Source organism: Moritella yayanosii (assembly GCF_900465055.1).
Lineage (GTDB): Bacteria > Pseudomonadota > Gammaproteobacteria > Enterobacterales > Moritellaceae > Moritella > Moritella yayanosii.
On record NZ_LS483250.1, the window covers coordinates 3,168,684 to 3,187,512 of the forward strand.

Consider the following 18,829-nt stretch of genomic DNA (forward strand, 5'->3'; position numbering starts at 1 on the left):
TTTAAATGCAATCGTTAGGAGGACTACATGTAAAGACGCTTAACTTTATGCGCGTAAAAAGCAATGAAAGCATAACAAAGTAGCTCGATTGTCTCTTCGGAAATATTTTTTACATCACGTACATAGTGTTCCGCCATCACCGCTTCCCAAAAATCACCCATACCATAAAGCCGTGAAAATACGAATAACAAAACAATAAAAGTAATTAGAGCCTGCATGTTTTTATCAGCGAGTAAGGTCGACATTTGCTCGACTAACTTACCTTCCCGCAACGCATACACCACACACCCAAAAGTGACATTTAAAGCGGGATAAATCCAAAACCCATGGAAGATAAGGTCAAAGTAGGCATCAAATTCTCTGATCAGTAACACCGCAAAAAAACCACTGACTAACATTGTTGCTCGTGGTAGGTAATTAGCGCGTTTTAGTTGATAAAAGCACAGTATTGAAAATAATAACAATACTGCCTGTAATAATTCAGTAATGGATTGTTCACCTAATGAATTTTCTAACCAGAAATAATCTAATCGTTGTACTGTTATCACGGATAAACATAATAAAGTCGTTATCATTATGTTTTTTGCCGTCTGTAAAATAGCAGCATTACCTTGTTTATTATTATCAATCCGTACTGTGTTATTCGATGAAATCGGATTTATGTCTATATTCATTGGAACCTCAAGTAATAAATCATCCGTGTTAATTAAATCCTGTAATTATAATTGTGCTGATCGTTGTGATGAACGAATGCTGATTAGCTTTTATTCTGCTGCCATTTATCAACAACCAGCGCAGCGACAAGATCGCCTTCGACATTAACCGCGGTTCTGAATGTATCCAGCGGGCGTTCGATAATAAGTAAAATAGCGATACCTTCGAGCGGAATACCTGCCGCTAGCATGACTAATTGCATTCCAGACATAGAGCCTGATGGCATACCCGGTGCGCCGACTGACGATACCATTGCCATGATAAATATCATCACGATGCCAGTGGTACTTAAATCAATCCCAAATAACTGGGCCAGAAAGATAGCGGCAACCCCTTCAAATAACGCGGTACCATCCATGTTCATAACTGCGCCAAGTGGTAATACAAAACTACTGGTACTTTGCGATATACCCAGTTCTTGCTCTGCCGCTTGCATTGATAACGGTAGTGTTGCCGAGCTTGATGAGGTTGCAAACGCCATCGCTAGTGGAGCTGATATGGCTTTAAATAATGTGCTAAATTTAATACCGGTAAAAATTTTGGCTAAGGTCGGTAAGACAATCAGACCATGAATAAGGGTGAGTACCAATACCAGTAATGCAAACAACGCCAACTGACCAAATAAACCCGTATTACCGCTGACGGTAAATTCAAATACGATAGAAAATACTGCAATCGGGGCGAGACGGATAATGCCTTGGACTAATTTATTTAACCCTTTATTCAAACCAGCGATAACATCAAATACCACATGTTTTGGTGGTAATGATAATAATAACGATACCGAAAATAACAATGAGAATAGGACTATTGCTAATAAGTTGCCGTTAACCAAGGCTGAAAACGGATTCACTAATGCCATGGCCAGTAACTTAGCGGTAATGCTGGAGCCTGTGACTGTATCTTGTTCGATAAGCCTGATGTGATCTGCGACGGTCACTGGTTCCACAAGCGGCTGCCATTCCGGCATTAATAGTGCGGCACCAAGCCCTAAGCTGATGGCGATAATCGCTTGATCGTGGATAACATAATCTGTCTCGTTAGCGTTACTGGATATCAGTAAATGAGGCGCGATTATATTGGAGTTATTCGATAATGATAATGAGCTTGATAAGCAAATCACTTTTACTGAGTTGTAATAATGTAGGTTTATTACGAGAAGTAACTTATAATTGTTACCTAACGGTTGAATAAGAGAATGGATAAATGAGTGATTGGTCTGGTGTCAGTGAATTTGTTGCGGTTGCAGAAACAGCAAGTTTTACCGCGGCGGGAAAGCGTTTAGGGATCTCAACTGCGCAAGTGAGCCGACAGATCGCTGCACTTGAAGAGCGGTTATCGGCAAAATTGTTTTACCGTACCACCCGTAAGGTATCGGTGACTGAAGTTGGTGGCATTTATTATCAGCATTGTCGCCAGGTCATGGATGGATTGGCCGATGCCGAGCGCGCGATCACCAATTTACAAAGTACCCCAAAGGGCAAATTAAAAATAACCGCGCCGATCACTTATGGTGAACGCAGTGTTGCGCCATTAGTGAATAACTTCGTGACGCAATATCCGGAATTAGAAGTACAACTGGTATTATCCAATCAACAAATTGATTTAATCGATGAAGGTTTTGATTTAGCAATTCGTTTGGGTCAGTTAGGTGATTCGACAATGATCGCTAAACGACTGGCAACCCGTAAACAATATGTTTGTGCGGCACCTGAGTATTTAAGTGCGTTTGGTGCGCCCCATTCCTTGTCAGAACTAGATCGTCATAACTGCTTGTCAGGCACGTTAGACTACTGGCGTTTTCAGGACAAAGGTAAAGCCCGTAATATTCGCGTGAAAGGGAACTTTAGTTGTAATAGTGGCCCAGTATTAGTGGATGCGGCCCTGAAGGGGATGGGTATTGTGCAATTGCCAGATTATTATGTGCAGGAACACATTAATCAAGGTCAGCTCATTGAATTACTACCGAGCTACCGCGAGCCAGATGATGCGGTATGGGCGTTATACCCACAGAATCGTCATTTATCGCCGAAAGTACGTATGTTGGTAGACTATTTAGCGAAAGAACTGGCCGTCACGTTGCCATAATCTCGTTTGTTGGCAGGACATAAACAGAGCGTCGACAGTTAGCGCCGCTCTGTGGCTATTTTGCAGCACTAAGACGGTTATTCAGTTAATGCGGCTTGTTGCTTGTAAGTCAGTTAATTGTGCCTTTAGCGTTGCCACCTCTTGCTCTAATTCGGCTACTCGTACAGATAACACCGCGTTTTCATCGGCGCTAAGTACGGGGTTAGCGGTTGTGGTTGCAGCCACAATCGCTGTCGACGTTACCGGGCCACTAAATAGATGCGCGTAACGACAGGCACTTTGTCCTGGCACCCGCGCCAACTTCACTACAAATGGATATAACTCATGGTTAATCAGCTGGTCTAATGCGGTTTCAACTTCGTGCACATCGTTAAACTGACATTGACGTGCAGAGCGGGTTCTTAGTTCGCCTGGGGTTTGTGGACCACGTAAAAATAGCAATGTTAGGATCGCTAATTGTTGAGGGTTAAAACGAATTTTACTGAACGCGGTATTACCAAAACGATGGCGAATTTTAGCGCTGCGTTTACCGCCATGTTCGTCATTCACCACTAAGCGTTTTTTGACTAAGTCATCCACAATGTGTTGTACGTCGTCTTGACTTAATGACAATACTGGCTCACGACTGCTTTTTTGATTACAGGCCGAGGTTAATGAGTTTAACGACAGTGGGTAGTTATCCGGTGTGGTGTGTTCTTTTTCGATTAACGCGCCTAATACGCGGGTTTCGTGTAGTGATAGTTCATCCATTACCAGTCGATCCCTATTTGCGCTTTAATACCTGAGCGAAAGGCGTGTTTTTCTTCTCTGACTTCACTCACTGTGTCGGCGATTGCGACTAACTCTTTGTGGGCGCTGCGGCCGGTGACAATAACTGTTTGATCGACAGGGCGGTTGCGAATAGCGCTAAGTACTTCGTCCAGATCTAAATATTGGTAACTGAGCATGTAAGTCAGTTCGTCTAATAGCACCATTTGAAGATCTGGATTAGCTAACATCGCCTTAGCATGAACCCATGCAGCTTCTGCGGCAGCGATATCTGCGGTTTTATCTTGGGTATCCCAGGTAAATCCGGTTTTCATGGCGTGATAAGGCATATCTGGACGTACTTGCTGGATAAATTTAACTTCACCTGCTTCCCAAGTGCCTTTGATGAACTGCACCACGCCGGCATTAAAACCATGGCCAATACAACGAATGATATTACCAAAACCCGCGCAGGTTTTACCTTTACCATTGCCCGTCATCACGATCAAAATACCTCGTTCTTCCGTGGCTTTATCAACACGTTTAGCGACTGTGCTTTGGATCTTCTGCATCTTTTGTTGGTGTTTATCTTGGCTATTTTCTTCCGTCATTGTGCATTCCTTTCATGCCTTGAACTGTTAACTTTAGTGTAAGGCTTTTATTATTAAATGGAAGTAGATAAGTTAAAAATCGCCTTGAATTAGTTTTTGATAAATCTGGTCTTTTAAGGCGACACGGCGACTTTTTAATTCGCTAAAGTGACTGTCTGTGGTGGGGATATCACTGGCTTCGAGGCCGTAAATATGATGATCGAGTTTATGATATTCTTTGGCGAGGGCGGCAAATTCGGGATCATCGCTTTTTAATGTGGCGATATCGATGGCGTGTTCTGGAAATTCATGGGTTAAAGGGTGTTTTTCATTCTGCATTATAATGACCTTGTAGGGATGAACGGATCCTTTTAGTTTAGTCGAATCCGTTCATTGCGATGTTTAATGTAACGTAACGCCATGAAGCCAAGGCAACCAGCGACTGCGCTGTACCAAGGGATTGATTCAAATAAAAACATATTTTCCTTCCTTTAAAAACATAAAATAATGAATTTGTTTCATCTCATTATTCATGTTTATATTTGTGTCTAGCGTCACGAAATGAGGGTCGAAATATTATGTGTTACAATCTTGTAAGTATATCCCCATGTACTTTAATAAGAGTTCAATTTTATGGATTTAAAACAAGCCACTAACCGTCGCAATCCACGCCAAAATCGCAGTAAAGAACGCGTTGCGATTATTCTTGAGGCAGTAAAAGCTTTGATTGAAGAGAATGGCATCGCTAATCTTAAAATTAATGATATCGCCAAGCGTGCGAATACCTCGCCGAGCTCTATTTACCAATATTTTTCAGATAAAGAGACGATTATCCTGTCTTTGGCTGAGCATTTCATGGCAAAGATCCATGTTATTATTGATAAGCACATTCAGGAACTCCACTCTATCCAGGACCTCGCTCAGGTTTTAAATGATAATTTTGATGATATTTATTTATTACATACAAATGAATCGGCATTACGCCAACTTTGGTTTGATGCGATTAATGTCGATCTGATCAACCTTGCTACGCAGCATAGTTATGTTAAAGCAGATAAAATTTATCAACGAGTATTGAAAGTAGCGACACCGATAAATAAGCTAGAATTAAAACAATTTATCTTACTGATGAGTATTCAATTTAGCGCTGTTATGCGTTTATGCTTTGCGAATGATGCTGGAGGAACACCTGCACAGTTTAAAAAAATATACGTTGATACTGTGACTCTCGGGATCGCGAACTATCTTGAATAAAATGAAATAATTTTTATATTTGGTGAGCGCGGTATTAGCATGAACGGATTATTCAGTGTAGTCGAACCCGTTCATGGCGGCATTTAATGCGTTGTTGGTTCTTGATGCCAATGATCGAGACGCGGGGTCAACATTATCGCCAGTAATACCAAGGATAAACCACCCATCAATACGATCACCGCGTAAGGGGCGGTTAAATCAGTTTGTTGGATTAATCCGGCAAGCAATGCTGCACCGCTCATTTGGATGCAACCTAGCATTGCTGCAGCCGTACCCGCGCGTTCGCCAAATGCGGCTAATGCCATGCTTGTTGCTGGCCCTAGCAATAAGGCAAAGCCAATACAAAGCAACATCATCGGTAACATAAAGCTAAAGGCCGCAGCCATACCCGCTGTTGGTCCCCATTGTTGAACCGCCAATTGTAATGCTGCCGATGATAACAAGGCCAGCAGGGCAATGATAACCGTGGGACGATTGCCAAAACGTTTGATCACTAAAGGTGCAGCAAAACATGCGGTAATATTAACGATGGCATTCAGACCAAACAAAGCACTGAACTCTAATTCTGCGATGCCTAAGTGACGGATCAGCCAATCGGGTGCATAGGATACATAGGTCAAAATAGCAGCCATGCCCACCATGCAAGCAATGGCGTAAAACATAAAATGTGCATTGTGTAACACTGGTTTAAAGCGATCCCAGTGATACAGCGAACCCGAGGTATCGGTATTATCGGGACGCGTTTCTGGTAACTTGTTAATGATCAGCGCCAGTATGATTAAGCCGTATATCGCCATAAAGATAAAAGTAGAGCGCCAGCCAAACTGCAATGCTAACAGACCACCTAAGGTGGGTGCCAGTGCCGGAATAACACAAATCACCCCGTTTAAATAACTGTAATAATGCGCGCTTTTCTTCGAATCGAAACTGTCACGTACGGCACTAAACACCACGATTGAAGTGGCACACGCGGCGATACCTTGTAATACACGGGCTATTTGTAGCCAATGAAATTCAGCGGCGCCAGCGGCAAGCAGACTGCTTAAGCAATACAGTATGACCCCGCCAATCGCGACAGGACGGCGGCCCAAACGATCGGCCAGTGGCCCAATTAATATCTGACCAACACCCATGGCAAATAAGAATAAGATTAACGTTGATTGCATGTCACTTGAGGACACTTGAAACTCGGTTGCCATGGTTGGCATTGAGGGCAGGTAGATATCGATAGCGAGGGGGCTTAACACCACCATGACCATTAAAATAGGTAATATATTTCGGCGCATTGTTATTCTCAAATAAAGCATGGATTAATGCGCGCCAGTTTACGTAATACATGGTATGAATAGAAGTGGTATAATTTCAATACTGAATTTCCTTTAAGGAATATCTTGTGAATCTAGATAACCTCGCCAAAATAGATCTTAATTTATTGGTGACATTACAAATATTATTAGAAGAAGAAAGCGTTACCCGCGCTGCGAGTCGCTTGCATTTGAGTCAGTCGGCGTTAAGTAAAAGCCTTAATCGCTTGCGGGATACCTTGGGTGATCCGTTATTTTTACGTACCGCTCATGGCCTGAAACCGACGGCCCATGCGTTGCAATTAAAAACTCAACTACCAACCCTATTACAAGGTTTATATCAGATCAGTTTACCGCCGAGTTTTACCCCAGCAACCAGCCATCGGCAGTTTTCGTTTGCGATGTTAGAAAGCGCCTATGAAACCTCGTTACCTTATTATATCGGGCCGATCTTATCGCAAGCACCTCAGCTTAATTTAGAAATTTACGGTTGGAATGAGAAATCATTATTAGACTTACAACAAGGGCAAATTGATTTTGGTATTACCGCCAGAGAATTACATCCAACGGCGGATTTTCGTTTGAATAATTTACCTGATGGCATTGCCCATCAACGCTTATTTACTGATAACCAGGTGTGTCTAGTGCGTCGTGAGCATCCCGTGCTCGCGACGCTGAATGTGGATAAGAGTGCGGATGAGAATGTTGAACCTTGGGATCTAGAGACTTATTTAGCGATGTCACATGTGCAAGTCCGGTGTGAAGGTAATGACTGGTGGTTATTGGATTATCAATTAGCCGAATCAGGACAGCATCGCCATATCTGTGCGACGTTACCAGATTTTTATGGTGCCGCGAGTGTGTGTGCGCACAGTGATCTGGTATTGACCTTACCGTCGAGTTTTGTGCCTCAAGCGCAGAAATTATATGATGTGGTGCAGTTACCTCTGCCAATTGATTTTTCGTCATTGGTGTATGTGCTGTTATGGCATGAACGTAATAATGATGAACCCGGGCATAAGTGGGTAAGGGAAACTATCTGTGAAAGTATTGAGAAGGCGAGGGTGATGTTATAATGTCGTGGCGATTTACCAGCTGGATATTTTGTAAAAAGACACAATAAAACAATTTGTTAGCATAATACTTTGTTTTATTGTTAAGCGTTTATTTACGGTTGCAGAATACGTGATTTCGCTTAGACTCCCTTATGTGATTTAACATTTATCTCACATCTTTGTTTTGGATTAATTAGTTAACTGGAGGTACACATGAAAAACTTAAATTTTGTTCAACGCGTCTGTGTATCGTTTGATCAACCCTGTTCCATGATGGCCGTTCATCACGCCTTCCTGACCAGTTCCGATCGAAAACATGGCACCAATAACTAACTAATCCGTACCCCTTAAAGGCTGCGGGAAAATGGCAGCTTGATAGGGTTATAACCTCATTAATATCTCTCGATAGCCGAATTGTGTCGCCCCGTTCTACTCTCCTATTAATATTTATCATCGTGGTTGTTTGCATTCAGATGATAAAAATAATTATGCTTGTACAACCCGCTAACGAGGCTTGACTGACACCGGGGAAATTAGCAACTAAACTATTAGTTGCTAGGGTATAAAAAACCTATGTTCGATCACCATTTTAGCGTTCCTGAGACGTGTTCATGTGCGAGGCTTAAATTAATCAGTCTCGCTGGACGGCACATTCGGGAGGAGGAACCGTATGAGAGATAATTCTGTCATCGAAGCATACCGTAAAGACCATGGATTGGAACAACTCACTTACCACACGGTTGAGGAGATCCAATCGGGCCATTTTGACTTAGACAAGGCGCAAGCTTTTCTCGCTTTTCAAACGCGTATCAATAACGAATTACTTAATCACAAGGTGATCACGGCTAATCCCTATACCCAGTGGTTTTGCGATGCGTCACTCAATGATGTGCAGATTAAACAGTTGATCGTGCAATTCTCGGTTTTTTCCAATCAATTCCTCGTCGCACAGCTGGAAAAAATGCTGAATGCCGAAACCCTTGAAGAGATGCGCGCCTCGAAAGAAATCTTAGCCAATGAAATCGGTGTCGTGTACAAAAATCCGAAGCGCAACCGAGCTACGAAACTGACCCAAGAGGAACGTGATTTTGGTGATATAGAAGGCAGTATTGATGGTGGCGCGTTCCATTTTAAAGCCGCGCATTTTGAACTGTTAAGCCAGTTAGCTGATTATTTTGGGATCGGCTTTAATCAAATTGGACGACGCCAGTTTGGTTCGGCCAAGACCTTGTTCTTTTGTGATGAATTAGTGCGGCTCTATGGCTCGGCAAGTTATGCCACGTCAACGGCAGCCTCTTATGCCGTTGAGAACTGGGCAGCAGCAGGGTTCTGGGATGAACTCGTTGCTGGGTTTAATAATTACCGCCAAACGCGTGATTTGAAAGATTTACCGCTGACCTTTTTTACCTGGCATGCCAAACTCGAAGCCAATCATGCCAATCATACTCAGGAAGAGCTCGAGGCTTATTATTTTAATAATGAGGTCGATGAACAACACTTTATTGTCAGTGGTAACGAAATGCTTGATGGTGTCTATGCGTTTTGGCAAGGACTTGATGAAGAAAGAAAACGTATTCATTAACATACGTCGTTTAGTCATTTATATAAGCAGTTTAGCGATGACTCTGCGTTGGCCATTTTTCTGCGTAGCGTTATCTTTCTGTGTCTGGCTATTTGTCTACATCAGGTTGCAGTTCTGGCGCCGCGTCGCTAAATGCAGGCAATTGAATACAGTGTTGATAGATACGGTTGACTGCAGGATAGGGGGTCATATCAAGCTTAAACCGCAGCGCGTTATAAACTTGGGGGATCAAATAGGCATCTGCGATGGTCAGTTGGTCGTCGTAACAATAGTGGCTACTGCCTTTGCTGATGAGATGTACTTCAATGGCGGCAAAACCGCTGGTCAGCCAATGGTGATACCAGGTCATTTTTTCGGTATCATCGCAGTCGAAAGACTCTTCGATATAATGTAATACCCGTAAGTTATTCAGTGGATGCATATCGCAGGCAATGATTTGCGTTAATGTACGTACATAAGCGCGCTGGGTTAAATTAATGGGCAATAAGGCTGGTTGTGGGAACGCTTCTTCTAGATATTCAATAATCGCGCCTGACTGCGTGATTATTTGTGGTTTAGACTCTGGACCTACCACATCAAAGTTCGGTGCTGCGATATCAAGGCTTGGCACCAGACCTTGAGGATTAATATTCAGATATTCTACCGAGTGTTGCTCTCCGCCATTACGTACTAAATGTACCGACACTATGGTATAATTGATCTGCTTTAAATTTAATACGATCCTAACGCGGTAAGCTGCCGTTGAACGGAAATAACTATAAAGTTTCATCTTGCATTACCACCCTTTGTTCTATCGCGCCGAAAATGGATAGCCCTTTATTATCAAGCATTTCAATTTTTACCTTGTCACCATCTTGCAGAAAGGGTGTGTTAATTTCACCTGTGGCGATTTTTTCTAACATTCTTTTTTCTGCGATACAGGATGAGCCAACCGTGCGGTCACAATTAGACACTGTGCCAGAACCGATAATGGTGCCCGCTGTTAAGGTGCGGGTTTTGGCGGCGTGCGCAATTAAGCGCGGGAAATCAAATGTCATGTCTGTGCCTGCGTCAGGTTTGCCAAATAAGGCGTCATTGAGATAACTGTATAGCGGTAAATGCAATTTAGCGCCGTCCCAGGCATTGCCGAGTTCATCTGGGGTAACGGCAACCGGAGAGAAGGCGGTGGAGGGTTTACTGTGAAAGAAGCCAAAACCCTTGGCTAATTCATTGGGGATCAAATTACGTAATGATACGTCGTTGACTAAGGTAATTAATAAAATAGCCTGACTGGCAGCGGCAGTACTTACGCCCAGTTTTACATCGCTGGTGATCACGGCTACTTCAGCCTCAAAATCCAGCCCCCAATCTGGGTCTAGCAGGGGGATATTGTCTTTGGGGCCTAAAAAACTGTCCCCACCGCCTTGGTACATTAACGGATCTGACCAAAACGAGTCGGGCATTTTAGCGCCTCTGGCTTTACGCACTAATTCGACATGATTAACGTAAGCACTGCCGTCAGCCCATTGGTATGCTCTGGGCAGTGGCGACTCCAGTGGGCAATGTGAAAATTGAATAATATCGTCTAATGCCCGGTTATTTAATTGTGTATAATGAGCTTGTAACTGGGGTTCGACGGCAGACCAATGCTCTAGTGCCCATTGTAAGTTTTCCGCTATAGAGGTAACACACACTGCCGTTTGTAGGTCTTTACTCACGATATATAAGCTGCCATCTCGAGCACCATTTCGTAATGTCGCTAATTTCATCTCAACCTCTCGCCAATGTGTTCGTTAAGTGTTTAATTTTTTATAACGTCATTCTTTCCAGCTTTCAACATAACCGTGCCATTCCACATCTTGCATCAGGGATCCAATATCCAGGCCATCGCGAGTATCAATCATGACCGCTACTTCATCTGTTGCTTTGCGCTGAGACTTACAACCGGCGCGATAGGCTTTAGGATGAGGGCCATGCGTAAAACCACAAGGGTGGAAGGTCAACATACCGGGTTCAATATTGTCGCGACTAAAGAACTCGCCTTGGTGATAAAAGATAACTTCATCAAAGTCATCATTGTTGTGGTAAAAGGGCACTTTCAATGCGCCCGGATCGGTTTCCATTGGTCTGGGCACGAAAGTACACACCACAAATCGACTGGTCACAAAAGTGGAATGCGCAGAGGGGGGCAGGTGAAAACGGTGGCTCATTAACGGGCGAATATCTTGCCAATTGATCCTGACTACCGACACATCGCCATGCCAACCAACCACATCAAGCGGGTTGAAAGGGTACCCAATAATCGACAGTGCATTAAAACGTTTAAGCACCACTTGCCAAGGCTGTTCGTCTTGTTGTTGCAGGTAGGCAGCGTCTATTTCTGGGGTATCCAATACCGCTTGATCAAATATTGCATGCTGGCCGACGATGGTTTTATCCGGTAAACCATAATAATCATTAGTGGCTTCGATCATCAGTAATGTGATGGGTTCGACAGGTTCTAAGCGCCATAAACAAGAACGTGGAATTAATACATAATCGCCTTGTTTAATACTCAAATGGCCGTAATCACAAAACAATTCGCCGTGGCCTTGATGGATAAATAACAGATCATCCCCGTCTGCATTTCTGACCAAAGTTTGCATTTTTTCGTTACATCGCCAGAAGCGGATCTGACAATTGGCATTGTGTAACAGCAGTGGCGCATCCCAAGGCGATATTTGCGAGTAGGACAGTTTTAATAGGTTATATGCCCTTGGCCGGTGATTACCTGACCATGCACTCCAGCTTGTCGGTGGATGTTTATGATGCAGGTGTGTTGCGGGTCCATAGAAACCTTCCCGACTGATTTCGCGCTCAAATATACCTTGTTCGGGCAGATCTGCATGCGCCTGCCGAGAATAGGTGCCTTTGCGTAGTGGAAAGCTGATTCTACGGATCATAGTTATTCCTGTTAGCCACTGGGTTTATTTATATTTTGTCGAAAGTACACCGCGCGCAAGCTGGTCTCTTTCAATGGATTCGAATAAAGCTTGAAAATTACCTTCGCCAAATCCTTCATCCCCTTTACGTTGGATAATTTCGAAGAAGATAGGGCCGATCACGGTCTTGGTGAAGATCTGCAGTAAAAGGACTAATTTGCCCGATTCGATATGGCCATCAATGAGAATACGATTTTTTCTTAGTTGCTCAATCGCTTCATGATGACCGGGCAAACGTTCTGTGATCATGTCGTAATAGGTGTCGGGGATATCCAAAAACTCGATACCGTTAGCCCTTAACGTCGAAACAGTCTGATAAATATCATCTGTGCCTAAGGCGATATGTTGGATCCCTTCGCCGTGGTACTCCTGCAAGAATTCTTCAATTTGTGACTTGTTATCGCTGCTTTCATTAATGGGAATGCGCAGATTTCCGCACGGGCTGGTCATGGCGCGGCTGCGCAACCCGGTCATGGAACCTTTAATATCAAAATAACGGATTTCTCGAAAGTTAAAGACGCGCTCATAAAATTCAGCCCACGGATCCATATGTCCACATTGCACATTGTGAGTCAGGTGGTCGATATAAGTGAGCCCTGCCGATGTAGCTGCATCTTCAGTTTCGCCCGTTAATTGAAACTGTTCCTGATAAAGCCGTTTCCTCACCTCATCATCGACTAAATACAGCAGGCTTTCGCCAATACCGTAAATAGCCGGTACCCCGAACTCCAGAATTTTACGCTTACACGGTTTGGCTTCACGGTTTAACGCATGTTGATAGGCTTTATCAGCATCGGTGACTTTAAAACCCATGGCACAGGCGGAAGGACCATGTTGTTTAGCAAATTCAGAGGCAAAACCACGACCTTCTGTACTGACTAAAAAATGGATATCACCTTGTTTGAACCAAGTTAACGGGCGTGTTTTGTGCTGGGCATGAGGATGAAACCCCAACTGTTGGAAAAGCATGGCAAGCTGTTTTGGATCGGGAGACGAGAATTCGACAAATTCGAAGCCTTCGGTCCCCGCAGGATTACTAAACAGCTGTTTAGTATCATCATACGCGTGGTCCATTTTGACCTCCTTTGCAGACTCTCGAGTTGCAAAAAGCCTACAAATTTAAAAGGAACTTAGAAGCTAGTATGGACGATTTATGGTGGTTTTGCCTATTGTATTGATAGGACCCTGTATTTGTTGTTGAAATAGGTTGGTTTTTTTGGTTGTTGTTTGATATTTAGATCATTTTAAGCATATTAATTCAACATCGGCAATATTAACATTGCTTTACACTGATAGTGGAATTTATAATATCGGCACACCGTAACGCCATGCTGGATTTTAATCAAACCAATGAAAGCAGCACTATTTAATCATCCTCGCTTTACATATCAAGATGCGCCAAGGCCACTATTTGGAGGCCGCTGCATTGCTGTTTTTTACGATAAATACTGCCATTACTGCCTGTTAACTCAACACTAAATCGCACTGCAGTTATTGGTACTGTCGTCGACTCTAAATTTTAAATTGAACATAAGTATCAAAAATATGAAAATTAACCGTCTATGGCTGGCTGATACTTTAGCCTTGATGTCTTTTACTATTGTTACTGGCATGTTTATCGAGGTGGCTATTATCGGCATGACCTTGCAACAATCCATCATGTCGCGGGTATTGTGTCAACCGGTGAATATTTTAACCGGTCGTATGTATGGGATTTATCGTGATAAAATTATCGCTAGATTAAGTCGCAGTAAATCGAATAAAGGGCGACAAGTAGCCGGTGATATAATTGCTAATATCACTTTTCAATTGCCGTTGTATATCGTCATTTTACTGAGTGTCGGCATGGATATACCGAGTATTGCTAAGGCAGCTATGATCCAAACGTTGGCGCTATTGGTACTTGGCGCACCTTATGGCTACTGGTTGACAATAATACGTAAATTCTTGCATGCGACGACAGAACCGGTATTGAAAGTCAGAACTTAAAGGGACGAAAGTTAATAAGTAGAGATGAAATAAAATTTACCTGTTATAGCGTGTTAAATTGTTTTTAACGGTTGTAGCATGTAAAAATTACAAGGCGATAAAATGAAAGTAGGACGCAATGACCAATGCCCCTGTGGTAGTGGTAAAAAATACAAACGCTGCTGTATGGACGCGGCAGCAAAACAACATACAGAAATACTCGATGACATCAGCCAAACCATGGCAATGAATCCGAACCTCAGCATCGATGATTTGAATCTGGTCATTCAGCGTAAAACGGCTGAGCGTAATAACCGCCCTAATGAGGATTTTTGTGGCCTCACACCAACGCAAATGGCCAACTGGTTGTATGCACCGTTTAGCGAATTAAAGGACGTTAATATCACTACGCCTGAGGACTTGGCAACCAGTCCGGTAATGCAGTATTTGGCTTTGCTCTTAGAAGACGCAATGCAGCAAGCTGGCTCGATAAAAGCCACCGCAAAAGGCAATCTTCCCACCAAACTGGTTAAGCAAGCCAGCGCGTTATTACCAGAATTTGCAGTGGCTAAATATCAGACTTTGCCGAGCATTAGCGAATACACAGGCAGTAACGAAGATAAATTTAATGCGCTGCATTATACCCGTGTATTAGCAGAACTCGCCGGGATCCTGTATTTAAAAGGCGGGCGTTTTCATGTGAAAAAAGTCGCGCAAAAACAATATCAACAGCAGGGTATTAGCGCGTTCTTCCTGCCGATGTTAGAGGCAGCTACTAGCCAATATAACTGGGGCTACATGGATGCATGGTCTTCTGATATTGATGTGCGTACGTTCTGGGTGTTTATGCTCTGGCGTCTGCAAACGCATGGTTCAATGGAGACATTAAGTGATGAAGTGTGTCGTGCTTTTCCCGATTTATTAAAGTCGCTGCCAAGAGAGGATCATCTTTCATCTCAGGAGCAGTTAGCGACTATCATTGAGTCTCGTTTTGTAACACGATTTTTGCAATTCTGGGGTTTTGTCACGCTTGATCCGAGAATGTATGTTGATGGGGTCAAAGTACCGCGAGACCTACAGGTTCAGCCGTTACTCAAACAAAGCTTCGCGTTTAACGTCAGGGATTAATATTTTTGGTGTTGTTGGTCTGGTTCTTGGCTGGATGGTGTCATGAGTCTGTTTGATTTAATTGGTAATGACGGCATTGTTATTACGACTGAGGAAAACCTGACTGTCGATGCAGCATTAGATTTGACCTGCTCGACATTGTTGGCTAGCGGTAAAATTGAAACCAGTTATGTGGATGCAATTAAAGCTGCACATAAAAAAATTGGTCCGTATTATGTATTAGCACCCCGCATGCGCGTCCAGAAGATGGCGTGAATGAAGCGGCATTACAAGTTACCGGTGTGGATCTGGGTTCGACAGATAATGGTGATGTGTACTTCTCGATCACATTAGCGGCAATGGATTCAGACAGCCATATTAATACCATCATGAAACTTGCTGAGTTATTCCAAAACGATGATGATATTGAAGCTATTATCGCAGCGGACAATAACGCTGACATTATCGAGATACTTAAAAAATACTAAGTTAAAATGAGATAATTGGTTTTTAGTCGAAGGCGATAACGAAAGTTATCGCCTTTTTTAGTGGGTGATTTTTATAGTCGTCATAATTTATTTTATAGGGGGAATAATTTGTATCGATAATTTCGTGATAAAATGTAATTTCATACGACGTATAGGTTATTTTAATTAACATTATACAACATACGGGTTGTTTTAATTAACCTTTACAACTAATATGTTGTACAAGGTTGAGTTTACAACGCTAAAGTTGTTTGAGGTTATAATGGATACGATTGAGAATATTACTAAGCTACTTAGCGATAGACGTAAAGAACTTGGCATGGAACAAGCTGATATGTATATGCGTATTGGTATGAAGCAGCAGCAGTACCAGCGTATTGAAGCAGGCAGTGATATTAAGCTTTCAACATTATTGCGTGTGTTGGAAGGACTTGATCTTGAACTTTCAATTACTCCGAAGAATAAATCAAAGCACCTTCAGCAAACTAAATTAGAAAATATTGATAGTATTCAGTCATTAGAAGATGATACCGACGACCTCGATTTCTGGTTTGGCTCTGAGGATAACAAATGAGCAAACAAATAGAGCAGGTCGAAGGATTAAATATTAGTTTGCACGGCGTTAATATTGCGGTTATTGCGCATTATGCAGGAGGTAAAAACATCCTCAGTTTTAACCCTGAATTTGTGGCGACACCAGAAAGTGAAAGACCTGTATTTTCATTACGCCAAATTATTGATCCTAACTATTTATTTAAGCTGCAAATTAGAACTGAAAAAATACCACCTGTATTATCAAATTTACTTCCCGAAGGTATTCTACGAGATTTGACGGCTAAGTCGTTAAATTGTCATCCGAATAATGAATTCTCTATTTTAGCCTATTTAGGATTAAACCTACCCGGTGCCATTATTGCTACTCCAATTAAAGCGGGCGATTTACCACTTTGGGCTTTAGAGCATCGTTTGTCTACAGAACCAGTACAAATAGAAGTTAGGCATGCTAATACTAAGTTTTCTTTAGCGGGTGTACAAATGAAGTTTTCTTCATCTCATCTGGATGGCCGTTATCATATTGATCAAGAGTTAACGGGTGATATGTGGATCATCAAAACACCTTCTACTGTGCATAAGGGGGTGCCAGTAAATGAATATACCTGTATGAGATTGGCTGAATCTGTCGGTGTTAGTGTCCCTGCAATACGGTTAATTAAATTAGATGAGTTAGATGGTTTACCTAATATTCGATTACCGGATGAAGAATTTGCTTATGGTATTCAGCGTTTCGACCGCAGTGCTGAGGGACGAATTCATACCGAAGATTTTGCGCAAGTATTTGGTTTGTATCCATCTGATAAATACCAAAAAGTGAATTGCGAGCTGCTAGCGAGTGCTTTGTATCGAGCTAGTCATGAGCGATTACATGATATTCAAGAGATGGCTCGCAGGTTGTTACTTAATATATTATTGGGAAATGGCGATGCACACTTAAAAAACTGGACCATGATTTATCCTGATGGCCGTACGCCGCGGTTATCGCCGTTATACGATGTGGTTTTCACTATTCCCTATATTACTGATGATAAGTTAGCGTTAAATATGTCAGGCTCTAAACAATGGTATGAGATGACGTTAGCGCATTTTGAGCGCTGGACTAAAGATGCAAAACTACCTTGGCCTGCTATAAAACCACATTTACTTGAGACGATTAAGATAGCAAGAGCAACGTGGCCTGAAATGTTAAATACGTTACCTATGCAGGATGAACATAAAGAAGCGTTGAGGACACATTGGCAGAAGTTGCAGGCTGATTTTCGTATTTATAAATAAAAACCTCGATAGATAAGGCTTTTGTATATGAATTTTACACTGCATAGAGTTTGTTACTCAGTGTCGATACCAAACGTTTTTAACGGTTGTAGCGTGTAAAAATTAAAAGGCGATAAAATGAAAGTAGGACGCAATGACCAATGCCCCTGTGGTAGTGGTAAAAAATACAAACGTTGCTGTATGGACGCGACAGTAAAACAACACACAGAAATACTCGATGACATCAGCCAAACCATGGCAATGAATCCGAACCTCAGCATCGATGATTTGAATCTGGTCATTCAGCGTAAAACGGCTGAGCGTAATAACCGCCCTAATGAGGATTTTTGTGGCCTCACACCAACGCAAATGGCCAACTGGTTGTATGCACCGTTTAGCGAATTAAAGGACGTTAATATCACTACGCCTGAGGACTTGGCAACCAGTCCGGTAATGCAGTATTTGGCTTTGCTCTTAGAAGACGCAATGCAGCAAGCTGGCTCGATAAAAGCCACCGCAAAAGGCAATCTTCCCACCAAACTGGTTAAGCAAGCCAGCGCGTTATTACCAGAATTTGCAGTGGCTAAATATCAGACTTTGCCGAGCATTAGCGAATACACAGGCAGTAACGAAGATAAATTTAATGCGCTGCATTATACCCGTGTATTAGCAGAACTCGCCGGGATCCTGTATTTAAAAGGCGGGCGTTTTCATGTGAAAAAAGTAGCGCAAAAACAATATCAACAGCAGGGTATTAGCGCGTTCTTCTTGCCTATGTTAGAGGCAGCTACTAGCCAATATAACTGGGGCTACATGGATGCATGGTCTTCAGAGGTCGATGTGCGTACGTTCTGGGTGTTTATGCTCTGGCGTCTGCAAACTCATGGTTCAATGGAGACATTAAGTGATGAAGTGTGCCGTGCTTTTCCCGACTTATTAAAGTCGCTGCCAAGGGAGGATCATTTTTCATCTCAGGAGCAGTTAGCGACTATCATTGAGTCTCGTTTTATAACGCGATTTTTGCAATTCTGGGGTTTTGTCACGCTTGATCCGAGAATGTATGTTGATGGGGTCAAAGTACCGCGAGAGCTACAGGTTCAGCCACTGCTGACTCACAGTTTTACGTTTAACATTAATTATTAATATTGCTGGTGTAAAACTTT

Annotated in this window: 21 protein-coding genes; 11 read left to right on the forward strand and 10 right to left on the reverse strand. The window is 42.6% G+C overall.

All coding sequences use genetic code 11. The features are described from left to right. Positions 1–23 precede the first annotated feature (23 nt). Both MORIYA_RS14685 and MORIYA_RS14690 read right to left on the reverse strand, forming a co-directional pair. The gene (locus tag MORIYA_RS14685; RefSeq protein WP_112716298.1) at positions 24–674 is read right to left on the reverse strand and encodes a hypothetical protein; all 651 of its coding nucleotides are present in this window, start codon (positions 672–674) and stop codon (positions 24–26) included. A gap of 83 nt (positions 675–757) precedes the next feature. Further along, positions 758–1,837 carry a dicarboxylate/amino acid:cation symporter gene (locus MORIYA_RS14690; protein WP_232011636.1) on the reverse strand — a complete coding sequence of 360 codons (1,080 nt, stop codon included), beginning with the start codon at positions 1,835–1,837 and terminating at the stop codon, positions 758–760. A gap of 83 nt (positions 1,838–1,920) precedes the next feature. On the opposite strand from MORIYA_RS14690, the gene MORIYA_RS14695 reads away from it, so the two are divergent. Beyond that, positions 1,921–2,802, forward strand: a complete 882-nt coding sequence (locus MORIYA_RS14695) for a LysR substrate-binding domain-containing protein (protein ID WP_112716300.1) — start codon at positions 1,921–1,923, stop codon at positions 2,800–2,802. 81 nt (positions 2,803–2,883) lie between these two features. On the opposite strand, the gene MORIYA_RS14700 is transcribed toward MORIYA_RS14695, so the two are convergent. The 3 genes from MORIYA_RS14700 to MORIYA_RS14710 all read right to left on the reverse strand — a co-directional run bounded on the left by MORIYA_RS14700 (position 2,884) and on the right by MORIYA_RS14710 (position 4,478). Continuing rightward, complete coding sequence (locus tag MORIYA_RS14700; protein ID WP_112716302.1) at positions 2,884–3,552, reverse strand: YceH family protein; 669 nt, start codon at positions 3,550–3,552, stop codon at positions 2,884–2,886. Beyond that, a complete protein-coding gene (cobO, locus tag MORIYA_RS14705) occupies positions 3,552–4,160 on the reverse strand; it encodes a cob(I)yrinic acid a,c-diamide adenosyltransferase (RefSeq protein WP_112716304.1) in 609 nt (202 codons plus the stop codon). The genes MORIYA_RS14700 and cobO overlap by 1 nt, the downstream gene beginning before the upstream one ends. Before the next feature lie 72 nt (positions 4,161–4,232). Beyond that, positions 4,233–4,478 carry a YdcH family protein gene (locus tag MORIYA_RS14710; RefSeq protein WP_112716306.1) on the reverse strand — a complete coding sequence of 82 codons (246 nt, stop codon included), beginning with the start codon at positions 4,476–4,478 and terminating at the stop codon, positions 4,233–4,235. A gap of 294 nt (positions 4,479–4,772) precedes the next feature. Between MORIYA_RS14710 and MORIYA_RS14715 the strand changes: the two genes are divergently transcribed. Next, positions 4,773–5,393 (forward strand): TetR/AcrR family transcriptional regulator, encoded by a 621-nt coding sequence (locus tag MORIYA_RS14715; protein ID WP_112716308.1) that lies wholly within the window; start codon positions 4,773–4,775, stop codon positions 5,391–5,393. An 83-nt stretch (positions 5,394–5,476) separates the two neighbouring features. On the opposite strand, the gene MORIYA_RS14720 is transcribed toward MORIYA_RS14715, so the two are convergent. Next, positions 5,477–6,679 (reverse strand): multidrug effflux MFS transporter, encoded by a 1,203-nt coding sequence (locus MORIYA_RS14720; RefSeq protein WP_112716310.1) that lies wholly within the window; start codon positions 6,677–6,679, stop codon positions 5,477–5,479. Positions 6,680–6,786: 107 nt separating this feature from the next. Here MORIYA_RS14720 and MORIYA_RS14725 point away from each other — a divergent pair, with 107 nt between their 5' ends. Together MORIYA_RS14725 and MORIYA_RS14730 are read left to right on the forward strand one after the other, a co-directional pair. After that, complete coding sequence (locus MORIYA_RS14725; RefSeq protein WP_112716312.1) at positions 6,787–7,773, forward strand: LysR family transcriptional regulator; 987 nt, start codon at positions 6,787–6,789, stop codon at positions 7,771–7,773. A gap of 649 nt (positions 7,774–8,422) precedes the next feature. After that, positions 8,423–9,334: a hypothetical protein gene (locus tag MORIYA_RS14730; protein WP_112716314.1), complete on the forward strand. Its 912-nt coding sequence runs from the start codon at positions 8,423–8,425 to the stop codon at positions 9,332–9,334. A gap of 88 nt (positions 9,335–9,422) precedes the next feature. On the opposite strand, the gene maiA is transcribed toward MORIYA_RS14730, so the two are convergent. The 4 genes from maiA to hppD are packed head-to-tail and all read right to left on the reverse strand — an operon-like array spanning position 9,423 to position 13,368. Beyond that, the gene (maiA, locus tag MORIYA_RS14735) at positions 9,423–10,103 is read right to left on the reverse strand and encodes a maleylacetoacetate isomerase (protein WP_112716316.1); all 681 of its coding nucleotides are present in this window, start codon (positions 10,101–10,103) and stop codon (positions 9,423–9,425) included. After that, on the reverse strand, positions 10,090–11,082 hold the full coding sequence (locus MORIYA_RS14740; RefSeq protein WP_112716318.1) for a fumarylacetoacetate hydrolase family protein: 993 nt from the start codon (positions 11,080–11,082) through the stop codon (positions 10,090–10,092). Before MORIYA_RS14740 ends, maiA begins: the two co-directional genes overlap by 14 nt. 48 nt (positions 11,083–11,130) lie before the next feature. Beyond that, positions 11,131–12,255 carry a homogentisate 1,2-dioxygenase gene (locus tag MORIYA_RS14745; RefSeq protein WP_112716320.1) on the reverse strand — a complete coding sequence of 375 codons (1,125 nt, stop codon included), beginning with the start codon at positions 12,253–12,255 and terminating at the stop codon, positions 11,131–11,133. Positions 12,256–12,279: 24 nt separating this feature from the next. Beyond that, positions 12,280–13,368: a 4-hydroxyphenylpyruvate dioxygenase gene (hppD, locus tag MORIYA_RS14750; protein WP_112716322.1), complete on the reverse strand. Its 1,089-nt coding sequence runs from the start codon at positions 13,366–13,368 to the stop codon at positions 12,280–12,282. Positions 13,369–13,839: 471 nt separating this feature from the next. Here hppD and alaE point away from each other — a divergent pair, with 471 nt between their 5' ends. The 7 genes from alaE to MORIYA_RS14780 all read left to right on the forward strand — a co-directional run bounded on the left by alaE (position 13,840) and on the right by MORIYA_RS14780 (position 18,809). Continuing rightward, entirely contained in the window at positions 13,840–14,283 is a 444-nt protein-coding gene (alaE, locus tag MORIYA_RS14755) for an L-alanine exporter AlaE (protein WP_112716324.1), read from the forward strand. A gap of 102 nt (positions 14,284–14,385) precedes the next feature. Continuing rightward, complete coding sequence (locus tag MORIYA_RS14760) at positions 14,386–15,390, forward strand: YecA family protein (RefSeq protein WP_112716326.1); 1,005 nt, start codon at positions 14,386–14,388, stop codon at positions 15,388–15,390. 42 nt (positions 15,391–15,432) lie between these two features. Continuing rightward, entirely contained in the window at positions 15,433–15,645 is a 213-nt protein-coding gene (locus tag MORIYA_RS21085) for a PTS sugar transporter subunit IIA (RefSeq protein ID WP_197713391.1), read from the forward strand. Next, complete coding sequence (locus tag MORIYA_RS21090; RefSeq protein ID WP_197713392.1) at positions 15,642–15,857, forward strand: PTS sugar transporter subunit IIA; 216 nt, start codon at positions 15,642–15,644, stop codon at positions 15,855–15,857. Before MORIYA_RS21085 ends, MORIYA_RS21090 begins: the two co-directional genes overlap by 4 nt. Positions 15,858–16,119: 262 nt before the next feature. Beyond that, a complete protein-coding gene (locus MORIYA_RS14770) occupies positions 16,120–16,431 on the forward strand; it encodes a helix-turn-helix domain-containing protein (protein ID WP_112716328.1) in 312 nt (103 codons plus the stop codon). Beyond that, positions 16,428–17,687: a type II toxin-antitoxin system HipA family toxin gene (locus MORIYA_RS14775; RefSeq protein ID WP_112716330.1), complete on the forward strand. Its 1,260-nt coding sequence runs from the start codon at positions 16,428–16,430 to the stop codon at positions 17,685–17,687. The genes MORIYA_RS14770 and MORIYA_RS14775 overlap by 4 nt, the downstream gene beginning before the upstream one ends. 117 nt (positions 17,688–17,804) lie before the next feature. Further along, complete coding sequence (locus MORIYA_RS14780) at positions 17,805–18,809, forward strand: YecA family protein (RefSeq protein ID WP_112716332.1); 1,005 nt, start codon at positions 17,805–17,807, stop codon at positions 18,807–18,809. Positions 18,810–18,829 lie beyond the last annotated feature (20 nt).